This window comes from uncultured Tateyamaria sp., from assembly GCF_947496075.1.
In the GTDB taxonomy this organism is placed as follows: domain Bacteria; phylum Pseudomonadota; class Alphaproteobacteria; order Rhodobacterales; family Rhodobacteraceae; genus Tateyamaria.
Genome location: NZ_CANMBJ010000001.1, coordinates 440,141 through 457,442 on the forward strand (window position 1 = coordinate 440,141; position 17,302 = coordinate 457,442).

General features: G+C 60.8%; 18 protein-coding genes. 7 read left to right on the forward strand and 11 right to left on the reverse strand.

Annotated elements, in window-relative coordinates; genetic code table 11:
* Window positions 1–95 precede the first annotated feature (95 nt).
* The 5 genes from Q1A51_RS02210 to Q1A51_RS02230 all read right to left on the reverse strand — a co-directional run bounded on the left by Q1A51_RS02210 (window position 96) and on the right by Q1A51_RS02230 (window position 4,859).
* Window positions 96–467 carry a hypothetical protein gene (locus Q1A51_RS02210; RefSeq protein WP_299603267.1) on the reverse strand — a complete coding sequence of 124 codons (372 nt, stop codon included), beginning with the start codon at window positions 465–467 and terminating at the stop codon, window positions 96–98.
* A 109-nt stretch (window positions 468–576) separates the two neighbouring features.
* The gene (locus Q1A51_RS02215) at window positions 577–1,146 is read right to left on the reverse strand and encodes a sarcosine oxidase subunit gamma family protein (protein ID WP_299603270.1); all 570 of its coding nucleotides are present in this window, start codon (window positions 1,144–1,146) and stop codon (window positions 577–579) included.
* Window positions 1,139–4,153, reverse strand: coding sequence for a sarcosine oxidase subunit alpha family protein (locus tag Q1A51_RS02220; protein ID WP_299603273.1), 3,015 nt, complete (start codon window positions 4,151–4,153; stop codon window positions 1,139–1,141). Before Q1A51_RS02220 ends, Q1A51_RS02215 begins: the two co-directional genes overlap by 8 nt.
* A gap of 70 nt (window positions 4,154–4,223) precedes the next feature.
* The gene (locus tag Q1A51_RS02225; RefSeq protein WP_299603276.1) at window positions 4,224–4,553 is read right to left on the reverse strand and encodes a sarcosine oxidase subunit delta; all 330 of its coding nucleotides are present in this window, start codon (window positions 4,551–4,553) and stop codon (window positions 4,224–4,226) included.
* Window positions 4,554–4,640: 87 nt separating this feature from the next.
* Window positions 4,641–4,859, reverse strand: a complete 219-nt coding sequence (locus Q1A51_RS02230) for a hypothetical protein (RefSeq protein ID WP_299206782.1) — start codon at window positions 4,857–4,859, stop codon at window positions 4,641–4,643.
* 200 nt (window positions 4,860–5,059) lie between these two features.
* On the opposite strand from Q1A51_RS02230, the gene Q1A51_RS02235 reads away from it, so the two are divergent.
* The gene (locus tag Q1A51_RS02235; protein WP_299603279.1) at window positions 5,060–5,245 is read left to right on the forward strand and encodes a hypothetical protein; all 186 of its coding nucleotides are present in this window, start codon (window positions 5,060–5,062) and stop codon (window positions 5,243–5,245) included.
* Between the two features lie 65 nt (window positions 5,246–5,310).
* On the opposite strand, the gene Q1A51_RS02240 is transcribed toward Q1A51_RS02235, so the two are convergent.
* Entirely contained in the window at window positions 5,311–6,555 is a 1,245-nt protein-coding gene (locus tag Q1A51_RS02240) for a sarcosine oxidase subunit beta family protein (protein WP_299206786.1), read from the reverse strand.
* A gap of 205 nt (window positions 6,556–6,760) precedes the next feature.
* Between Q1A51_RS02240 and ccmI the strand changes: the two genes are divergently transcribed.
* Genes ccmI through Q1A51_RS02255 form a run of 3 tightly spaced genes read left to right on the forward strand, consistent with a single transcriptional unit; the run spans window position 6,761 to window position 8,690 of the window.
* Window positions 6,761–7,978: a c-type cytochrome biogenesis protein CcmI gene (gene ccmI, locus Q1A51_RS02245; RefSeq protein ID WP_299603283.1), complete on the forward strand. Its 1,218-nt coding sequence runs from the start codon at window positions 6,761–6,763 to the stop codon at window positions 7,976–7,978.
* Window positions 7,975–8,451, forward strand: a complete 477-nt coding sequence (gene ruvX / locus Q1A51_RS02250; RefSeq protein ID WP_299603286.1) for a Holliday junction resolvase RuvX — start codon at window positions 7,975–7,977, stop codon at window positions 8,449–8,451. The genes ccmI and ruvX overlap by 4 nt, the downstream gene beginning before the upstream one ends.
* Complete coding sequence (locus tag Q1A51_RS02255) at window positions 8,448–8,690, forward strand: DUF1289 domain-containing protein (protein ID WP_299206792.1); 243 nt, start codon at window positions 8,448–8,450, stop codon at window positions 8,688–8,690. Before ruvX ends, Q1A51_RS02255 begins: the two co-directional genes overlap by 4 nt.
* Before the next feature lie 76 nt (window positions 8,691–8,766).
* On the opposite strand, the gene Q1A51_RS02260 is transcribed toward Q1A51_RS02255, so the two are convergent.
* Genes Q1A51_RS02260 through dusA form a run of 3 tightly spaced genes read right to left on the reverse strand, consistent with a single transcriptional unit; the run spans window position 8,767 to window position 11,353 of the window.
* Window positions 8,767–9,504, reverse strand: a complete 738-nt coding sequence (locus tag Q1A51_RS02260; RefSeq protein WP_299603290.1) for a hypothetical protein — start codon at window positions 9,502–9,504, stop codon at window positions 8,767–8,769.
* The gene (locus Q1A51_RS02265; RefSeq protein WP_299603293.1) at window positions 9,501–10,322 is read right to left on the reverse strand and encodes a sulfite exporter TauE/SafE family protein; all 822 of its coding nucleotides are present in this window, start codon (window positions 10,320–10,322) and stop codon (window positions 9,501–9,503) included. Before Q1A51_RS02265 ends, Q1A51_RS02260 begins: the two co-directional genes overlap by 4 nt.
* Before the next feature lie 29 nt (window positions 10,323–10,351).
* The gene (gene dusA / locus Q1A51_RS02270) at window positions 10,352–11,353 is read right to left on the reverse strand and encodes a tRNA dihydrouridine(20/20a) synthase DusA (protein ID WP_299603296.1); all 1,002 of its coding nucleotides are present in this window, start codon (window positions 11,351–11,353) and stop codon (window positions 10,352–10,354) included.
* A gap of 113 nt (window positions 11,354–11,466) precedes the next feature.
* Here dusA and Q1A51_RS02275 point away from each other — a divergent pair, with 113 nt between their 5' ends.
* Both Q1A51_RS02275 and Q1A51_RS02280 read left to right on the forward strand, forming a co-directional pair.
* Window positions 11,467–12,555, forward strand: coding sequence for a site-specific integrase (locus Q1A51_RS02275; protein WP_299603299.1), 1,089 nt, complete (start codon window positions 11,467–11,469; stop codon window positions 12,553–12,555).
* 89 nt (window positions 12,556–12,644) lie between these two features.
* The gene (locus tag Q1A51_RS02280) at window positions 12,645–13,835 is read left to right on the forward strand and encodes a DUF932 domain-containing protein (RefSeq protein ID WP_299603301.1); all 1,191 of its coding nucleotides are present in this window, start codon (window positions 12,645–12,647) and stop codon (window positions 13,833–13,835) included.
* 74 nt (window positions 13,836–13,909) lie between these two features.
* On the opposite strand, the gene Q1A51_RS02285 is transcribed toward Q1A51_RS02280, so the two are convergent.
* On the reverse strand, window positions 13,910–14,599 hold the full coding sequence (locus Q1A51_RS02285) for an RES family NAD+ phosphorylase (RefSeq protein ID WP_299603303.1): 690 nt from the start codon (window positions 14,597–14,599) through the stop codon (window positions 13,910–13,912).
* Complete coding sequence (locus tag Q1A51_RS02290; protein WP_217779747.1) at window positions 14,596–14,985, reverse strand: antitoxin Xre-like helix-turn-helix domain-containing protein; 390 nt, start codon at window positions 14,983–14,985, stop codon at window positions 14,596–14,598. Before Q1A51_RS02290 ends, Q1A51_RS02285 begins: the two co-directional genes overlap by 4 nt.
* Window positions 14,986–15,155: 170 nt before the next feature.
* Here Q1A51_RS02290 and Q1A51_RS02295 point away from each other — a divergent pair, with 170 nt between their 5' ends.
* On the forward strand, window positions 15,156–17,285 hold the full coding sequence (locus Q1A51_RS02295) for a ParB N-terminal domain-containing protein (RefSeq protein WP_299603313.1): 2,130 nt from the start codon (window positions 15,156–15,158) through the stop codon (window positions 17,283–17,285).
* Window positions 17,286–17,302 lie beyond the last annotated feature (17 nt).

Genomic DNA, 17,302 nt, shown 5'->3' on the forward strand with positions numbered 1-17,302 from the left:
CCCCCTTTTGTAGTATTGCAAGGTTGTGCCTGACAGATTGTGCGCGGACGAGCAAGTTCAAGCACCAACCACAAAATACAATTCGAAATGGTGAGTTACTTGTTCTTCAATTGCCCCACTTCGCATGAGCCATTGCCGTTGAACGAGTTTGTGACTCCGGGCATGGAACCTCGCACGATAACTCTTTTGGTGTTCGTGTCGAGTTCGATACGATACCCGATCCGCGCGGGTCGAGGGTTGGCCGGTATGTTGTTCACCCGGTACGTAAAACGAAATTTGCCGTTGCCGCGATCTTTGAGCTTCACAGAGATTGGTTCGCCATGAACAGCATGAATGATTGCATCGTACACGATTGCTGTCTTCGCTGACGGTTCAAATTGCAGTGCAAGTACGGGTGAAATAAATCCATCGCCGGTATCACGCACCTTGCAGACATAATCCAATGCCGCTGCTGGTGTCGCCATCATCGTCACCGCACACATAATTCCGCACAAAGAACGCATAACTTTCCCCCTAAAGTGTAGTGACGTTAATTGACGTCACTACAAGAGAAACTCAATGTGAAAAACGGTTCTCTCAGAAAACATCTACTGCGCTGCCGCGTTGGCTTGCGACCGTTAGCAAGTCAAACACATACTGTGCCTGACTGCGGAAACAGATGATGCGGAAGCTGTCGTTGTCATGCAGCCAGAACGCAGCTGGAACCTGCGCCATCCGCGTACGCCGGAACATGCCGACCGTGAACTGATCCGGCGCAAGATCCACGGGCACCAGCTTGGCCAACACCTCACGTGCGTTGTCACCGGACAAGTCAAACACTGCACGCGCGTCAGACACGTTGACGCAAAGGCTGTGCACGTCGCCCAAGACCCCCTGCATTTGCTTCAAGTTGGTAGATACCGCATCGTAAGGGCAAAGGACCAACAGCTCATCAGGTGACATCCAGCAGATACCGCGATCGTCGACACAGTTGGCCTGCCCGTGCCCGGGCATCTCCAAAGAGGTCGCGCTCATTGCGGCCTTTTTGACCTTCGCATCGGTCAGTTGTCCGCGCAGCGTGATCATCCCCTGCAATGGTACCTCGGTAACGGTCGCGATACCTTGGGCCCATGTAACGCCATTCAATGCACTGACAGCATTAGACATTCTGCTTCTCCCCATCCGGGTCATAGAAGACCGGGCTTACAATCCTGGCCCTATAGGTCGTGCCATCCGTGCCCGGGAAATCTATCACTTCACCCATACGGTCCGGTCCATGTAGGACAAGGCCCATGGCGATCCCCTTGTTCAGGTTCGGCGAATGGTACGACGATGTGACTCGCCCTTGCATGTTGCGCTGGCCGTTGTCGTTGGTGCCCTCCGCAACCGCATAGGCGCCATCGGGCAAATCAGAGCCATCCAATGTTTCTAGGCCCACCAGTTTCCAGCGTTCAGGATCAATCATATGAGGGCGTTCTTGCGCGCGCTTTCCAAGATAGTCCTCTTTCTTCTTCGAAAGTGCCCAATGCAAACCAAGGTCCTGCGGGATGACCGTTCCGTCTGTCTCATCGCCGATCATTATGAAACCCTTTTCGGCCCGCAGAATGTGCAGCGCCTCGGTGCCGTAAGGCATGACGCCCAGATCGGCGCCAACGGCCATAAGCGCATCCCAGAACGCCTGCCCTTTCGAGGCATGTACCGCGATCTCATAGCTGAGTTCGCCGGAAAAGGAGATGCGGTAGGCACGCACGTCGAAGCCGCCCAGCGTGCCATCGGCCCATTCCATGAAGCCGAGAGCCTCGGCCGAGACATCCATTCCCCCGAGCGCTTCAAGCGCCTTGCGCGCGTTCGGGCCGACCACTGCAACCTGCGCGTATTGCTCGGTCACATTGGCGACATAGACCTGCATGTCCCACCATTCGGTCTGAAGCCATTCTTCCATGTGGCCGTGGATGCGTTCGGCTCCCCCCGTAGTGGTGTGACAAAGAAACGTATCGTCATCGATCCGCGCCACAACGCCATCGTCTATGAGAAAGCCATTTTCGCCGCACATCAGCCCATAGCGACATTTGCCGGGTTTCAGCGTGCTCATCATATTCGTATAGAGCATGTCGAGGAACTTGCCCGCATCGGGCCCTTTGACAACGAGCTTACCGAGCGTTGATGCATCAAGAAGCCCGAGGTTCTCTCGCACATTCCGCGTCTCGCGCATGACGGCATCATGCACGGTTTCCCCGTTGCGAACATAAGCATACGGGCGGCGCCAGTGGCCTACCGGTTCCCAATCGGCCCCATTTTTATCGTGCCATTCATGCATCGGTGTGCGGCGTATGGGTTGGAATACTGTGCCCCGCGCTTCCCCCGCAATCGCCCCCATTGAAATTGGCGTATATGGCGGCCGGAAGGTGGTTGTACCTGTCTGGGGGATGGGTTGATTCAGTGCATCAGAAAGGATCGCAAGGCCATTGATGTTGCTCAGCTTTCCCTGATCCGTTGCCATGCCCAGTGTTGTGTATCTCTTGGCATGTTCGACGCTTTCAAATCCTTCCTGCGCCGCCAGTTGTACGTCCGACACTTTGACATCGTTCTGATAATCAAGCCATGCTTTCCCGCGTAGGGCTGCACCTGCGCCTTGGGGCATCAGCCATACGGGTGCCATGGCGGCCTCTTCCACACTGCTTGCGTCCGGTGCCGAGACCTTTCCTGGCTTGTGCCCTGTGGCACGCGCCGCCGCATGCCCCATCGCATGGGCGTCACCAACCAGCTCAGCCAATCCGAAGTGTCCGTTTGCTGACCCAACCGGGCTGACAAACGCGCTACCCTCCGCGCCCGTCGGTGCTTTATCCACATCCGGACGGAACATGGCGAAATCGTTATCCCAGAGCAGTTTGCCACCGCAGTGCGACCACAGGTGGACAACGGGTGACCAGCCGCCCGACATAGCGACTGCGTCGCACGCGATTTCTTCCAGTACCGCGCCCTCGCCCGCCTGCGAACACACAGCAACACCGGTGACCCGCTTGCCGCCCAGAACCTTGGATACGCCGTGGCCCATCAAGACACGGATTCCAGCCGCTTTTGCCTCGGCAATCAGCGGGCTGTCGACCGGCAGCACGCGCGCATCAAGAATGGCGGGAACATCCAGTCCAGCGAACTTCAAAGCGCTTGCGGTGCGATATGCATCATCATTGTTGGTCACGATGACGGTCCGGTCGCCCGAGCTGACACCGTAATTCACAACGTAATCCCGCACGGCGGATGCCAGCATCACGCCGGGGATGTCGTTGCCTGCAAATGACAGCGGGCGTTCAATCGCGCCAGTGGCTGTCACGACGTGCCCCGCCCTTATGCGCCACAGCCGATGGCGCGGGCCATCGGTTTCCGGTGCATGGTCGTTCAGGCGTTCATATCCCAGCACATATCCGTGGTCATAGACTCCTGCCCCCATCAGGCGCGTGCGCATCGTGACGTTTGGCATCGCCTCCAACTCAGACACCAGTTCGTCCACGACATTATCCACAGGCTTGCCGTCAACATCGCCACCATCCACAGGCGCGCGGCCACCCCAATGCGCGGTTTGCTCAATCAACAGAACCCGTGCACCAGTCTTGGCCGCCGAACGTGCGGCGATCAGACCTGCAATTCCGCCGCCTACGACAAGCACATCACAAAACGCATGAAAGTGCTCATAGGTGTCCTGATCACGACCTTTGGGGGCCTGCCCAAGTCCAGCGGCCTGACGGATGAATGGCTCGTAGACGTGCTTCCACAGCGGACGCGGATGGATGAACATCTTGTAGTAAAAACCAGCTGGCATGAAGCGCGACAGCTTGGCGTTGATCGCGCCCACATCGAATTCCAAGCTCGGCCAATGGTTTTGCGACGTGGCAAGCAACCCTTCGAATAGCTCCGTTGTCGTGGCACGCTGGTTCGGCTCGAACTTGCCCTCGACACCAAGGTTGACCAGCGCATTCGGTTCTTCCGGTCCGGCGGCGACAATACCGCGCGGACGGTGGTACTTGAAAGATCGGCCAACCAGCATCTGGTCATTGGCCAGAAGGGCGGAGGCAAGCGTATCGCCCTCGAACCCGCGCATCTGCTGCCCGTTGAAGGTGAAGCGAACGGCCTTGTCCTTGTTCAGAAGGCGACCGCCTGTGGCGAGACGTGTGCTCATGTGTTGGCCTCATCGCGGCGGCAGGCGTCAAAGCCTCCGGCGGTGGTATTTTCAGTCAGAAGAAACAGGGTCAAGAAAACGCCCTCCATGACCAGTCGGGGCGCTTTTTGCTAATCTTGTCGCAGATCTCTTTCGGAGGTTCGGTAACTTGCGCGGAATAGGTGCCAAAGACTTCGAGAGTTGTCGTGCATCGGGCAGCGTGGAACCACTTGCCACAGCCATAGACATGGCGCCAGCGTTCGAAATGCACGCCCTTCGGGTTTTCGCGCATGAACAGATACTCTTCGAAATCACCATCCGATGACCCGGGGCCGAAACGTTTCAGGTGCGCCTCGCCTCCGGCATGGAATTCGGTCTCTTCTCCAGTCTGGCCACAATTGGGGCAGGTCAGGATCAGCATTGGCGCACTCCGATCATTGGAGCGGACACGCAAAAGGCGGACGTCCGAAGACGCCCGCCTGATGCGGTCCGAATAGTTTGGGAGGGGTTATTCGGTTGGCACCGCCGTGCCTGTTGTGCCGGTCGTTTCGGTTGCCGCCGGTGTGATGGCATTTTGTGTTGGGCCGCCTTCACCACCGCCCGAGCCGATGGAGCCAAGCAGTGCAAGAAGTGCCACAACAGCGACAATGACCGCGAATGAGATAAGGAGCCCGCGGCCTGACACGCCGTCGCCACGATGGATGTTCGGGTTTGGATAGTCTGACATGTGTAAGCCTCCGTTCTATGGGCTTCCATGTCATCACGTGGATACGCTGGCGCAATACTTGGGACCTTGGGTACGGAAAACGGGCTGAGCACAGCCGGTTTGCCCCCAATAGAACGGCTGCATCCCGCCTGTTTTGCGATTTTTCGTGACGCAGCGGTCGTTTCTGTGCAAGTGTCAACTAAAGTTGACAGGAGGTCATTATGGATCACACGACTGGCGCCATCATGGTCTTTGGCGCGATTGCTGCGGGCGCAATCATCATGTTTGTTCTCGAGCGGCGTGCGGCCGCCAAACGGCTGGAAGCGCGGGGCGGACGAGAGATTGATGTCGCCAACCTGATCGCCTTCGGGTCGGCCGCAGGCGAAGGGAAGAAGACGCACGAATGATGTGCAAGACGGATTGAACAAGCCTTGCCAAAAATCTGCTACGGATTTTTGCACTACTTGCTGCATCAGTGCGCCACCCCGGCGGCCACGCTCTCGTCAATGAACCGCCCCTCACGGAACCGGTTCAGTCCAAACTCATCGGTCAGCGGTGATCGTCCCTTGGCAATCAGTTCGGCCATAGCCCAGCCTGATCCCGGGATCGCCTTGAACCCGCCCGTGCCCCAGCCGCAATTGATGAACACACCATCCACCGGCGTGGCCGACAGGATGGGAGAACGGTCGCCCGTCACATCCACGATGCCGCCCCACTGACGCAGCATCTTGAGACGTGAAATCATGGGGAATGTTTCGATCAGCGCGCGCACCGTTTCCTCGATATGGTGGAACGAACCACGCTGCGTGTAGTTGTTGTATCCGTCGGTACCACCGCCGATCACCATCTCGCCCTTGTCGGACTGGCTCATGTAGCCATGAACCGTGTTGGCCATGACCACCACGTCCATACAGGGTTTGATCGGTTCGGACACCAAAGCCTGAAGTGCCACGGATTCGATGGGCAGACGGAAGCCCGCCATGTCGGCCAGATGCCCCGAGTGCCCTGCAACGACGACACCCAACTTGTCGCAATCAATAGCGCCCTTGGATGTATCGACGCCAACGACCTTACCACCCTCTCGCCGGATCGCCGTTACTTCGCATTTTTGGATCACGTCCATGCCCATGTCCGAACAGGCACGGGCATAGCCCCAAGCTACGGCATCATGGCGGGCCGTGCCACCGCGTGCTTGCCAGAGGCCACCCATGACTGGGTAACGCGGGCCATCGAGATGGATAATCGGCACCAGTTCCTTGACCTTTTCGGGACCGATGAACTCAGTCTTCACGCCCTGCAAGGCATTGGCATGGGCCGTGCGCTGATAACCACGCACCTCATGATGGGTCTGGGCCAGCATGATGACGCCGCGCGGGCTGAACATGACGTTGTAGTTCAAATCCTGGCTCATCGTCTCGTAAAGGCTGCGCGCCTTTTCGTAGATCGCAGCCGACGGATCCTGCAAGTAGTTCGAACGGATGATCGTTGTGTTTCGCCCGGTGTTGCCGCCCCCAAGCCAACCTTTTTCAAGGATAGCAACGTTCGTGATCCCGAAATTCTTTCCGAGGTAGTAGGCTGTCGCCAGACCGTGCCCACCTGCCCCAACGATGATCACATCGTACTTCTTCTTTGGCTCGGGCGCGCGCCACGCGCGCTCCCACCCGGTGTGGTAACGCGCGGCCTCTCGGGCAATGGCAAAAGCAGAGTATCGTTTCATGGGCAGCCGTCCGGACCGTGGAATCGCAAAGCGTATACGTGCGGTTTTAATCGCCTTTGTGTCCGAAAAAAGGGGCCGCGCTGGCGGCGTTTTTTGACGGATTTGCGACACATGTCCCTGCCTGCGACATCACGGGTGTGCCATGGACCCTTTTGCTGGTCCTGCGCAGGGGTTAAATGACGACGAACGAACAAGTGTGGTGCGCATGTTATTCTGGATAATCACGGCCCTGTTGACGCTCGCGGTCCTCGCAACATTGGCCCGCGCAATGTTGCGTGGCTCTGTCGGAGATCGCCCGCCCGCAGCCTATGATTTGGATGTCTACCGGGACCAGTTGCGTGAAGTGGACCGTGACCTGGCACGTGGCGTGGTGTCAGAAGCAGATGCGGATCGGATCCGCACGGAAGTGTCACGCCGCATTCTTGCCGCTGACGCAGCCTTGCAAGAACAAGAACAAAGCGCCGGGAAGTCCGGCGGGCTGACAGGCCTTGGCCTGACCCTCGCCGTTACTATTGTAGGGTCTTATGCCATCTACACCCAATTGGGCGCACCGGGTTACGGCGATCTTGCGCTGGCCAGTCGGATCGAGGCCGCCGAGATCCTTCGCGAAGAACGACCCAGCCAGGAAACGGCTGAAGCCAGCCTTGATGAACCGTCCGCGCCGCCAAATGTCGATCCCGATTACGTGGTCCTTGTCGAACGCCTGCGGCAGGCAGTTGTGACCCGCCCTGATGACGTGCAAGGCCATGAATTGCTAAGCCGCGCCGAGGGGCGTCTTGGAAACTATGCGGCAGCGCATACCGCAAAAGCGCAGGTTCTCGCGCTTAAAGGGGACAAGGCCACCGCGACTGACTTCTCGGAATATGCGGATCTGTTGATCCTGGCCGCTGGTGGATACGTCTCGCCCGAAGCGGAAGGCGTTCTTGAACGAACGCTTTCCATGAATCCGGCAGATGGGCCTGCGCGCTACTACTTTGGGCTGATGATGTCGCAAACCGGGCGACCGGACACGGCTTTGCGCGTCTGGGATCAACTGTTGCGTGAAGGGCCTGCCGATGCACCTTGGATTGCGCCAGTGTCGTCACAGATCGAGGAAATGGCCTTTCGCGCGGGTGTGAACTACGCCATGCCAGCGATCGGTACAGGGCGCGGACCTTCCGCAGATCAGATTGAAGCAGCGCAGGGCCTGAGCCCTGCAGAGCGGATGGAGATGATCCAGGGGATGGTCACTGGCCTGTCTGACCGTCTGGCAACCGAAGGCGGTCCTGTTGAGGATTGGGCGCAGTTGATTTCCGCTTTGGGGGTTTTGGGCCAGATGAATCAGGCCAATGCGATCCTGATCAATGCGCGCGAAGTGTTTGGCGACGATCCCCGCGCCGCAGATATCCTGAGCCGCACCGCTGACCGCGTGGGCTTGGAATGATAACGAACGATACTGATGCGTTTTTGGCGGCACTGCCCCCAATGCAGGCCCTCATGGGCCTCGATCTGGGCGACAAAACCATTGGTGTAGCGGTTTCAGACACATTCTGGTCCGTCGCAACACCGCTTGAAACGGTACGGCGCAAAAAGTTCGGTTTGGATGCCGCACGCCTGCAGACCCTCATAGCTGAGCGCAACGTCGGTGGTCTTGTGTTGGGCCTGCCCCGCAACATGGATGGGACCGAGGGGCCGCGGTGCCAGTCCACTCGTGCCTTTGCACGCAACTTTGAAAGGCTTTGGGATGGTCCCATCACCTTTTGGGACGAACGATTGAGCACCGTGGCCGCCGAAAAAGCGCTGCTTGAGGCGGATACGACACGTAAACGTCGCGCCGAGGTGATTGATCACGTCGCTGCCGGATATATCTTGCAAGGACTGTTGGACAGGCTGGCAGCAATAAAGAGGCAGGCATGACAGACGTTCCCCGTTCCCTTGTGTGGAAGCGCGACGAGATCGAAAGCCCCTGCGTGCAGATCTGCGTCATTCATCCCGAGACGCGGCTGTGCACTGGCTGCGCCCGCTCTATCGACGAAATCGGTGGTTGGAGCCGAATGAGCACCGATGAACGGCGCATCATCATGGCTGAACTGCCAACGCGAGAAGCCGCACCGAAGGGTCGGCGTGGCGGACGTGCGGCCCGGCTCAAACGGTAGCGAAATCTGACGCAGTCCCTCGTGGTCCTACGACGAAGGAACAATCTGGCGCATAGTTAGCAAAGCGATCTTTGCGTCAAGGTTGGTTGAGCCAATCCATCGGGTCCGGGAATTCAGGTCGAAAGAATGCGATCATGCGACGCCCGCCTTCGGCCCCCTTCCACGGTTCAGTGCCATGCAGGGCAAAACGGTGGATCAGGAACGACTGGCCGGGTTTTGCACGTATCTGCACCGCCTCACAGCTGTTGAAGACGATGCGCCGCGCGGCATGGTAGGCGTCGGTCACATCCACCTCGCGCGGATCCTGGTCGACGATGGCCTCTCTGAGTGCCTTCTGCATGATCCGATGGCTGCCTTTCCAAACAACCGTTGGAGCGGCAGATACATCATTGAGTGGTAGCCCCAGAATATAGGCGTGAAATTCGCGGGCAAAGCGCTGCCGGTCCAGCCCTTCGGGCAACAGGCCATCCACATGCGCGGCCATGCGCGTGATCCGAAACCGATGATTGGCTTCACTTTGGTCCGCGTCGCGCTTGGGATAACCGGGATAGACAATTGACACTTGACCGGCGTGCATCGGCAAGTCTGGCACATGGCTTTGCCAAGGTCCGGCAAGGGGCACACCCATCACGCTGCCATCTGTTTTGTTTGGCAAAACATCGACACCTACGAACCATGTTTTGCCGTGCCGCAGATTGTGCAGCCTCGTTTCAGGATCATCAGCGGCGTTTGCCGCTGCTTTTTCTGCCGCTGCGGCCCATCGCACCGTCCGATCATCATAGTCAAAAACCACGAAGCCGTCCGGGTCGATCATCCCCACAGCGCCTTGCGCAGCATGTTGAGCGCGACAAGCACAAGGAAAACCGCAAACACCCGCTTGAGCGGACCGGGATCCATCGCATGTGCCAACCTGACGCCCCAGGGCGCGGTCACAAGGGTCATCGCAATAATGACTGCAAAGGCAACTAGGTTCACGGCCCCCACCGTAAATGGCGGCACCGGCCCATCAAGCGAAACCATCAAAAAGCCGATGACCGATGGAACAGCGATCAGCACACCGAAGCCCGCCGCCGTCGCGACGGCGCGGTGAATCGGAACTGAAAACAGGCTCATCAGCGGCACACCAAAGCTACCCCCACCGATCCCCATCAGGACCGAAAGAAATCCCATGCCCGGTGACACGGCAGCCCTGCCCGCACCGGTCGGCATTGCAGGGCCCAGCCGCCAGCTCGTGCGGCCAAACCCCATGTAAAGCCCTACGATCAAGGCAAGAATGCCAAATATGGCCTGCAGGGTGGTCGTGCGCAGCTGTGCCACCAGCAGCATGCCCAATACGGCTCCGATCACGATGCCAGGTGCCCAACTGCGCAGGATGTCCCAGTCAACCGCACCTTTCTTGTTGTGGCTCATCACGGACCGGACCGAGGTTACGATGATTGTTGCAAGAGAGGTGGCCAAACACATCTGCATCAAGTCTGGCCCACCATATCCAAGCGTTTGGAATGCATAGAAAAATGCCGGCACCAGAACGATACCTCCGCCAACCCCCAACAGGCCGGCCAGTACGCCGGCAAAGGCACCGATCACGGCCAGCACGATCAGCATCTGAATCAGAAGAAATGTGTCCGGCATCGCCAGCTCCCGCGTGAAGTCGCGTGGTGCTACACTGCTTTGGCTTCAGGGACCAGTGCCGTGACATGGCACAGGGCGGCCTCGACCAATTCCGGTCCTGCACCGTCACGTGTCGAACCTTCACTCAGAGTACGGCGCCAGCCACGCGCGCCGGGGCGACCGGCAAAAAGGCCAAGCATATGGCGGGTGATCTGATGTAGACGGCCGCCTGCCGACAGGTGCGCGTCGATATATGGCAACATGGCTGCAACTGCCTGTTCGGCGCTGCTGTCACGCCCCTTCCCAAAGATGCGTCTGTCAGCCTGCGCCAAAACATCCGTGGGCTGATGATACGCCGCGCGGCCGACCATCACACCATCAAGCCCACCGTCGAGCAACATTTCGACCTGATCCAACGTGGCGACGCCACCGTTGATCGAGATATGCAGGTTTGGAAACAGTCCCTTCATCCGGTGCACCAGATCATAGTCCAGCGGCGGGATATCCCGGTTCTCTTTTGGGCTTAACCCTTTGAGCCAGGCCTTGCGCGCATGGATCGTTACCCGTTCGCATCCAGCGGCAACGATCCGAGACAGAAATTCCGGCAGAACCTCTTCCGGGTCCTGCTCGTCCACACCGATGCGACATTTGACCGTCACCGGCACATCAACCGCATCACGCATCGCAGCCACGCATTCGGCAACCCTGCCCGGCTCCCGCATCAGCACAGCCCCAAAGGTGCCGGATTGCACCCGATCTGATGGGCAGCCGCAATTCAGGTTTATCTCGTCGTAGCCAGCTTGCGCGCCCAATTGCGCGGCCTGTGCAAGTTCCCGGGCATCGGAACCGCCCAGTTGCAAGGCGACAGGATGCTCTGCCGCGTCGTGGTCCAGCAGATGCAAAGCGCCGCCGCGCACAAGCGCCGGGGCTGTTACCATCTCGGTGTACAAAAGCGCTTGCCCGCTCAACTGCCGGTGCAGGTAGCGGCAATGCCGATCTGTCCAATCCATCATAGGGGCACAGGATAATCTAGCGTGTTGATTTATTTGCATTTTTTGTGTATCTTCAAACTGTTGGCGGCGGATGCTGCTACGCTGTAATACGCCCCAATATCCCCGAATTTGCCCCTCTACGACGACTCATTGCACACACAGCGCACACGAAAATGGCCTCCATCACCAAGCTCCCCTCCGGTGCCTACCGGGTCCAGATCAGACGAAAGGGCCGCTACGCGAGCGAGACGTTCCTCCGCCGCGACGACGCCCATCGTTGGGCCCGCCAGGCGGAGACCCGGGTCGATCAGGGGCTGGCGCCGAACAAGTCGTCCGTTTCCCGCCTCCAGACCTTTGGCGACCTCATCGACCTTCATATAACCGATATGTGCGAGGTAGGGAAACCGCCGCGTCGCAGCAAGGCCGCCACGCTAACGACGCTCAAGCGCGATCTGGGCAAGGAGAAGGTCGGGCACCTCGACCGGCAGAAGTTGATCGACTACGGCAAGATGCGCGCCGAGCAAGGCGCGGGACCGGTGACCCTCGGGATCGATATCGGCGTGATCAAGATGATCATCACCCATGCGGCGGCCGTGCACGGGCTCGATATCTCTCCGGAACCCGTCGATCTGGCGCGCGTCGCGCTCAAGCGTCTCGGTCTGATCGGCAAGGGCACAGAGCGGGATCGTCGCCCCACCACGGACGAATTGAACCGCCTCTTTCGCTGCTTCGATGACAACGATCGCCTGACCCTGCCGATGACACGGATCGTGAAGTTCGCGGTGGCCACAGCCATGCGGCTCGACGAGATCTGCCGCGTCGAATGGACCGATCTCGACGTCGACCGCCGAATGCTCATGATCCGCGACCGAAAAGACCCACGCAACAAGACCGGCAACGACCAGCGGATCCCCCTTTTCGCTGCCACCGGCTTCGATGCCTGGGCGCTGGTCACTGAACAGGCCAAGCATCTGGGTCACACCAACGGACGGATCTTTCCCCATAACTCGAAATCGGTCGGTACAGCCTTCCGGCGCGCCTGCACCGAGGTCAGCGTGAAGGACCTGCATTTCCACGATCTACGCCACGAAGGCACAAGCCGCCTGTTCGAGGCCGGATTCGCGATCGAACAGGTCTCACTGGTCACCGGCCACAAGGATTGGAAAATGCTGCGCCGCTACACGCATATCCGCCCGGAAACGCTGCACCGGCTCGCCGCGTCGCGCGCCCCTTCCCCGCTCGAGACCCGCGCAGCCGAGTGATCCGAGAGGTAGAGGGGTGCCGTCCCGGCCCGTGACGGGTTTGGAGGTCGAGAGAGAGGCTTTCGGCCGCCCGTCGCGGGAGAAAACCCATGAATACCGAAATCATCGATGCCGGGCGTGACATGAGCGGCGGTTACAAGGTGGATGTGTCGCGCGGCACGAATGTCGACCGGGTGTCGTCCGAGTGGTTCTCGCGGCCGGATGACGAGCGGTATCTGTCGCTCGACGATCTTTTCGCCTCGGTCAAGGGCCGGGCGGAACGCAGCCGGACGCGCACGGTGGAGAGCGCGGCGATCCGGGTCGAAGCGCATCGCGACAACCCGGAGAGGCTGGGGCTGGTCCTGCCGGGGGCGGATGAGCCGATCGCGCCGACGCATTGGTCCTTCGGTCAGCTCTCGAGCCTCGTCGGCGCGCCCGCGGCCTATCTTCGGCAACTGCCTGCGCCGCTGGCGGGCATCAACCTGCAATACGGGCTGACGAACCACCGGGCAGAGCAGATCAAGACCATGGAGGTCGCGAATGGCCGCACCGAGCTGCGCGCCGTGACCGGCCCCGACTACGGGCGCATCTACGACCACGAACTGGTATCCGCCGTGCAGCGGATCGCAGGCAACGGCACGGGCGACACGCGCTGGAAGGTGCCGGGCGTCCTCGATTGGTCGACCGGCATCTACAACCCGCGCGTGGACGTGACGAAGGAGACGACGACGCTCTACGCCTCCGACCGCGACGTGTTCCTGTTCCTGGTCGATGACCTCAACCCCATCGAGGCGGGGCTGCTGCCCGATGGCTCACCCGACCTTTATTTCCGTGGGTTCTACTGCTGGAATTCCGAGGTGGGCGCCAAGACGCTCGGCATCGCCAGCTTCTACCTGCGCGCCGTCTGCCAGAACCGCAACCTCTGGGGCGTCGAGGACTTCCAGGAGATCACGATCCGGCACTCGAAATACGCCGCCTCCCGCTTCGCGCACGAGGCCGCCCCGGCGCTGAGCCGCTTCGCCGAGTCCTCGCCCGCGCCGTTCATCGACGGAATCCGCGCGGCGCGGGAGAAGATCGTCGCACGCTCAGACGAGGACCGGCAGGACTTCCTGCGCAAGCGCGGGTTTTCGAAGGCGGAGACGGGGCGAATCGTCGAGACGGTCCTGGCCGAGGAAGGCCGCCCGCCAGAGAGCGTCTTCGACTTCGTGCAGGGGATCACCGCGGTGGCCCGGTCAAAGCCGCAGCAGGATACGCGGTTGGTGATGGAGGGCAAGGCGAAGGCGTTGCTGGAGAAAGCATGATTGCGTTTAATATAACATACATTCAATGCCCTGCAGAGATAAGCTCACGCACTGAATAAAGATTTCGAGGGGCGCTATAGCCCCTCGATCGTGAACTCGGGCGCACCTTGCCAAACCAGCTTCCAGCTCGCGCCAGGGCGGACATTCTGGATGATCCCAGGATCGAAGGCGACAAAGCACCGTCCGCCCGGGTGGCGCACGGAGGGGTAGATCAGCCCGCGATGCCCCTCTGATCTCAGATCCGCCGCGAGGTGCTGCCCGGCCAGATAACCGCGTTCCGGATCCGGATCGAGCGCCTGATGCGCCTCCCCGTGCAGATCGGGGAAGTCCCCAATGAAATCCGCCAGCAGTTCCACGTAACGGGCCTCGTCCTCGTAGCGACCTATGAAGCCCAGTTCGCGGGTCCGGTGAAACCCGACCTCTTGCGCGCTCGTCAGCATCTCCCAGGCGCAATACCAGGCACCGCGGTCACCAGTATTGAAGCGGTTGCCCGAGGGTCTCGTGTACGTGAAGGCCGCGTTGATATGGCTCTGTCCATAGAGGGTCAGGTCATGAGACCGCCGCGCGAAGGCCAGTTCGCGACGGTCGAGTGCGGGGCTTCCCTCGCGCTCGGCGATCAGGCGGGCGCTCGTCTCGCCTTCGATCTCGGCCAAGATGTCTGCTTCCTCGTCGCTGTCGACCAGCCCTCGCAGCACCGGGGGCTTGTGATGGGTCTCGGAAATCAGCCGGACAAGGGCGCGGTCATTGACAGAGGTGATCCTCAAACCCCGCCCCTAAGCGCATCGACATAGCTGCGCACGCGCAGGATCTTGGGCAATCCCCCTTCGATCATCGCGTCCACGGGCCGCGCGCCGTCGAACTCAGGACCCCGGTTGGGCAGCTTCACCCATTCCCGCGAGATCGGCTCGTTGAAGTAGAGCTCGAGCGACTTGTAGAGGCCGATCAGCGCGCTCAGGCGCAGCATCTGGTCCCGTGTCAAATCCCCCGCAAAATCGGGCTTCTTCGCTCGCTTCCAGGTCGACTCAGACATGTCCGCCAGCGCCGCCGCTTCACGCAGGGTGAGCGACCAGGCCTCCGCGATCCGCGCGAAGGCCTTGAGAGCGACACCCTGCCGATCCGGCGCCGGACGTTCCAGAACAAGGTTTTCCATGTGTTGGCGCTCCTTAATAGGTTGACTGATAATATAAGGTCATATGGGTTCCATTACAAGTCCATATGATCCGAATGGTGCCCCCAGAGTAAGAGGGGTGCCGAGTTTTCCGTGACGGGTTTGGAGGTCGGGAGAGAGGCTCCCGGCTGGCCCGTCGCGGAGATATCCCGATGACCAAGCAACAGAAGATCACCCTCAGCGCCTCGCGCGACATCCCCTTCAACAAGCTGATGCTCAGCCAATCGAACGTGCGTCACGTCAAGGCCGGCGTGTCGATCGAGGAACTGGCCGAGGACATCGCGCGGCGGACGCTCCTCAGCTCCATCACCGTGCGGCCCGTGCTGGACGACAATGGTGCCGAGACCGGCATGTACACGATCCCCGCCGGTGGGCGGCGGTTCCGGGCGCTCGAACTGCTCGTCAAGCAGAAGCGCATGAACAAGACCGCGCTCGTGCCCTGCATCGTCCGCACCGATGGGCTCGCCGAGGAGGACAGCCTGGCCGAGAACGTCCAGCGCGCACCCCTGCATCCGCTCGACCAGTTCCGCGCCTTCCAGGCGATGCGCGAGAAGGGTCGCACCGAGGAGGAGATCGCGGCCGCCTTCTTCGTCTCGCCCAGTGTGGTCAAGCAGCGGCTGAAGCTCGCCGCCGTGGCGCCGTCGCTGCATGATGCCTATGCCGAGGAGGAAATGACGCTCGACCAGCTTATGGCCTTCACGGTCAACCCCGATCTCGCGCGGCAGGAGCAGGTCTGGGAGGCGCTGCAGCAGCACTATTCGCGAGCGCCTCATGAGATCCGCCGGATGCTGACCGAGGGTGCGGTGCGCGCATCAGACAAGCGGGCGCAGTTCGTCGGGCTCGACGACTACGTCGAGGCCGGGGGTGAGATCCTGCGCGACCTGTTCCAGCAGGACGATGGCGGCTGGCTGCAGGATGCCGCCCTGCTCGACGTCATGGTGCGCGAGAAACTGGCCGAGGAGGCCGAAGCGATCCGTACCGAGGGCTGGAAATGGGTCGAGGTCGATACCGAGTTCCCCTATGGCCACAATTTCGGGATGCGCCGGGTCCATGGCGAGGCGGTGCCGATGAGCGACGAGGAAGCCGCCAGTAACCAGGCGCTGAAGGCCGAATACGACGCGCTCGAGGCCGAGCATGCGGAGGCCGACGAGTTGCCGGACGAGGTCGATGCCCGGCTGGGCAAGATCGAGGAGGCGATGGAAGCTCTCGAGGCGCGCCCGATCCGGTACGAGGCAGAAGATCTCGCGCTGGCTGGAGCCTTCGTCAGCATCGACAGTTCCGGGCGGCTGCGGGTCGAACGCGGCTATGTGCGGCCCGAAGATGAGCCAGCCGAAGAGGTGGAGGACACCGGCGAGGTCGCACCGGAAGCGGCGCCGGTCGAGGACATCGGCGAGACCGCCGCGACTACCACAGATGAGGAGGAAGAGGATGACGGCCTCAAACCGCTCTCCGACCGCCTCGTTATGGAACTGACGGCCCATTGCACCCTGGCGCTGCGCAATGCGCTGGCCCAGGACCCTCAGGTCGCCTTCCTCGCGGCGCTGCACGCGATGGTCCTGCGGCTCTTCTATCGGTATGCCGTCGACAGCTGCGTCGAGATCGAACCGCGCAACGCGGGTTTCGGATCGCAGGTGCCGGGTCTCGGCGACACGGCCTATGCGCAGGCCATCGACCAGCGCCACGAGACCTGGGCGCGGAACCTGCCGAAAGCGCCCGAGGACCTCTGGGAGGCACTGACCGAGTTCGACAGCTGCAGCCGCGAGGCGCTCTTCGCCCATTGCGTGGCGATTACCGTGAATGCCGTCCACGACCCCTACCAGCGCCGCCCGCGCGCCATTGCGCATGCGGATGTGCTGGCCGGGACCGTCGGGCTCGACATGGCCAAGGCGGGCTGGACGGCGACAGGCGACAACTACCTTGGCCGCGTGACCAAGGCGCGCATCCTCGAGGCCGTGCGCGAGGCGAAGGGTGAGGACGCCGCCGACCGGATCGCCGGGCTGAAGAAGGCGGAGATGGTGGCCGCCGCCGAGGACCTGCTCTCCGACACCGGCTGGCTGCCCGAACCGTTGCGCACGCCGCCGCTACCGGAAGAGGACGCGCCGGAGATCGAACTGATCGACGTGGCGGACGGCGTCGGGGATGAGGCTTCGGACGACGATACCGACAGCGGCGAAGCGCAATCGGCGGAAGACGGCGGCGAACCGGCTATCGGAGACTCCGAGCCTTTGAGCGAAGATGATCCCGTCGCCGGTGACGCCTTCGCCCGAACTGCCGCCGAGTGACCTTCGAGCAGGTCGGA

Coding starts and splice junctions, on each gene's coding strand:
- ruvX (WP_299603286.1), top strand. CDS start 7,975: ATGATAACGAACGATACTGATGCGTTTTTGGCGGCACTGCCCCCAATG.
- Q1A51_RS02210 (WP_299603267.1), bottom strand. CDS start 467: ATGATGGCGACACCAGCAGCGGCATTGGATTATGTCTGCAAGGTGCGT.
- dusA (WP_299603296.1), bottom strand. CDS start 11,353: ATGCAAATAAATCAACACGCTAGATTATCCTGTGCCCCTATGATGGAT.
- Q1A51_RS02225 (WP_299603276.1), bottom strand. CDS start 4,553: ATGCTGATCCTGACCTGCCCCAATTGTGGCCAGACTGGAGAAGAGACC.
- ccmI (WP_299603283.1), top strand. CDS start 6,761: ATGTTATTCTGGATAATCACGGCCCTGTTGACGCTCGCGGTCCTCGCA.
- Q1A51_RS02265 (WP_299603293.1), bottom strand. CDS start 10,322: ATGCCGGACACATTTCTTCTGATTCAGATGCTGATCGTGCTGGCCGTG.
- Q1A51_RS02290 (WP_217779747.1), bottom strand. CDS start 14,985: ATGGAAAACCTTGTTCTGGAACGTCCGGCGCCGGATCGGCAGGGTGTC.
- Q1A51_RS02280 (WP_299603301.1), top strand. CDS start 12,645: ATGAATACCGAAATCATCGATGCCGGGCGTGACATGAGCGGCGGTTAC.
- Q1A51_RS02230 (WP_299206782.1), bottom strand. CDS start 4,859: ATGTCAGACTATCCAAACCCGAACATCCATCGTGGCGACGGCGTGTCA.
- Q1A51_RS02220 (WP_299603273.1), bottom strand. CDS start 4,153: ATGAGCACACGTCTCGCCACAGGCGGTCGCCTTCTGAACAAGGACAAG.
- Q1A51_RS02235 (WP_299603279.1), top strand. CDS start 5,060: ATGGATCACACGACTGGCGCCATCATGGTCTTTGGCGCGATTGCTGCG.
- Q1A51_RS02240 (WP_299206786.1), bottom strand. CDS start 6,555: ATGAAACGATACTCTGCTTTTGCCATTGCCCGAGAGGCCGCGCGTTAC.
- Q1A51_RS02295 (WP_299603313.1), top strand. CDS start 15,156: ATGACCAAGCAACAGAAGATCACCCTCAGCGCCTCGCGCGACATCCCC.
- Q1A51_RS02275 (WP_299603299.1), top strand. CDS start 11,467: ATGGCCTCCATCACCAAGCTCCCCTCCGGTGCCTACCGGGTCCAGATC.
- Q1A51_RS02260 (WP_299603290.1), bottom strand. CDS start 9,504: ATGATCGACCCGGACGGCTTCGTGGTTTTTGACTATGATGATCGGACG.
- Q1A51_RS02255 (WP_299206792.1), top strand. CDS start 8,448: ATGACAGACGTTCCCCGTTCCCTTGTGTGGAAGCGCGACGAGATCGAA.
- Q1A51_RS02215 (WP_299603270.1), bottom strand. CDS start 1,146: ATGTCTAATGCTGTCAGTGCATTGAATGGCGTTACATGGGCCCAAGGT.